Here is a 2,446-nt window from a genome sequence, read left to right as displayed (position 1 = left end):
CATTGGGTGCGGAATGTGCGGGATACGGTGCGGTTCGCGGATGGGGTTGAGGCGTTGCGGGGGGTGGGGGTGACCCGCTTCCTCGAGCTCGGCCCGAGCGGCACGCTGACCGCGCTGCTGCGGGAGCAGCTCGGCGCGGATGCCGTCGCGCTGCCCGCGATGCTCAGGGACCGCGCCGAGCTCGGCACCCTGATGGCCGCGTTGACCGCGCTGTACGAGCACGGCCTCCCCGTCACCTGGCGCCGGGCACTGCCCGCCGCGCCCGGTGCCCGCGTCGAGCTGCCCACCTACCCGTTCGAGCACCGGCGATTCTGGCCGCGCCGCACCGGGCTGCCCGTGCCGGACGGCGGCGGCCACCCGCTGCTCGGCACCGGCATCGCGCCCGCGGGCTCGGACACCCTGGTGCTGACCGGCAGGTGGAGCCGCCACAGCCCGGCCTGGCTGGCCGAGCACACCGTCGGGGGCGCGGTCGTCGTGCCCGGTGCCGTGCAGGCCGAGCTGGCGCTGGCCGCGGGCACGCGGCTCGGCTCCCCGCGGCTGGCGGAGCTGATCCTGGACGCGCCGCTCGGGCTGCCCGGGTCCGGCGCGGTGGAGGTGCAGCTCGTGGTGGACGCCGCGGACGACGCGGGCGCCCGCGAGGTCCGGCTGTACTCGCGCACCGACGCCACCGCGCCGTGGAGCCGCACCGCGACCGGGCTCCTCGTCGCCGAGGTCGCCGCGCCACACCCCGGCAGCGCGGCCTGGCCGCCGCCCGGCGCGATCGAGCTCCCGGTGGACGACCTCTATCCGGGATTCGCCGCGGGCGGGCTGGACTACGGCCCCGCATTCCGCGCCGTGCGCGCGGCGTGGCGCCGCGGCGACGAGGTCTTCGCCGAGGTCGAGCCGATCGGCGAGATCGCCGCCGAGGCGGCGCTGTTCGACCTGCACCCGGTGCTGCTCGACGCGAGCCTGCACATCGCGGGCGCGGCGCGCGGCGTCGCGGACGGCGCGGGTACCGCGCTGCCCTTCGCCTGGACCGGGCTCTCGCTGTACGCGACCGGCGCGACGGCGCTGCGCGTCCGGATCGCGCCCGCGGGCGCCGGGGCCTTCTCCGTCGCCGCCGACGACCCCGAGGGCAGGCCGGTCTTCCGGCTGGACTCGCTGAGCCTGCGGCCGCTGCACCGGGACCGCGGGGCGCTCGCGAGCGACGCGCTCTTCCGGGTCGCGTGGAGCCGGGTCCCCGCCACCCTCACCGGCGAGCTGCCGCGCACCGCCGACCCGCTGGCGCTGCTGCGCTCCGCGGACGCCGCGCTGCCGCCCCTGGTGGTGGCCGAGATCGGGGCCGCCGCGGAGCGGGATCCGGCGGTGGCCGCCGCGCACCGGGCACTCGCGCTGATCCAGGGCTGGCTCGCCGACCCGAGGACGGCGGAGTCCGAGCTGATCCTGCTGACCGAGGCGGCGGTGGCGACCGGAGACGGCGGCCGCATCGACCCCGCCGCCGCCGCTGTGTGGGGGCTGGTGCGCTCGGCGCAGACCGAGCATCCCGGCCGCTTTCGGCTGGTCGACAGCGACGACGGCCGGGTCGCGCTCCCGGATGGCGACGAACCCCAGCTGGCGGTCCGCGCGGGCAGCGCGCTCGCGCCCCGGCTGGTCCGGGTCGATGCAGCGGCGGACGCCGTCGGCTTCCGGCCGGAGCCCGACGGCACCGTCCTCATCACCGGCGGCACCGGCGATCTCGGCTCCGCCGTCGCCAGGCACCTGGTGCGCGCCCACGGCGTGCGGCACCTGCTGCTGCTCGGCAGGCGCGGGCCGGACGCGCCGGGGGCGGGCGCGCTCGCGGACGAGCTCGCCGCGCTCGGCGCGCACACCCGCATCGTCGCCGCCGACGCCACCGACGGCGCCGCGCTCGCGGCGGTGCTCGACTCGATCCCGGACACACACCCGCTCACCGCGGTCGTGCACACGGCGGGGGTGCTCGACGACGGCGTGCTCACCGCGCTCACCCCGGAACGGCTCGACGCCGTGTTCGCGCCGAAGGTCACCGCGGCGCTGGAGCTGCATCGGCTGACCGCGGATCGCGAGCTCACCGCCTTCGTGCTCTTCTCCTCGGCGGCGGGCGTCGTCGGCAACGCGGGGCAGGGCAACTACGCCGCCGCCAATGCCGCGCTGGACGCCATCGCCGAGCAGCGGCGGCGCTCGGGGCTGGTGGCGACCTCGCTGGCCTGGGGGCTCTGGGACAGCGGGATGGGCACCCGGCTCGGCGCCGCCGAGCAGGGCAGGCACTCCAGGTCGGGGGTGACCGCGCTCGCCGCGGACGAGGGGCTGGCGCTCTTCGACCGCGCGCTCGGGACCGGGGCGGCGGTGCTCGTCCCCGCGCGGCTCGACCTGGCCGCGTTCCGGAGCCTGCCCGCGGTGCCCGCGCTGCTGCGCACCCTGCTTCCCGCCGTCTCCCGCCCGGCCGCCGCCC

The 2,446-nt window shown here is 78.4% G+C and carries 1 protein-coding gene; it reads left to right on the top strand.

Annotated elements, in window-relative coordinates; all coding sequences use genetic code 11:
- Nucleotides 1-69: 69 nt before the first annotated feature.
- Nucleotides 70-2,446: type I polyketide synthase (locus ACFUUZ_RS31650; protein ID WP_378702717.1), on the top strand; the 2,377-nt coding region annotated here is incomplete at its 3' end.

Origin of the sequence: Nocardia sp. NPDC057353 (assembly GCF_042667085.1) — a bacterium.
In the GTDB taxonomy this organism is placed as follows: domain Bacteria; phylum Actinomycetota; class Actinomycetes; order Mycobacteriales; family Mycobacteriaceae; genus Nocardia.
Note: the sequence above shows the minus strand (reverse complement) of the source record. Positions and strands in the feature narration are given on the sequence as shown.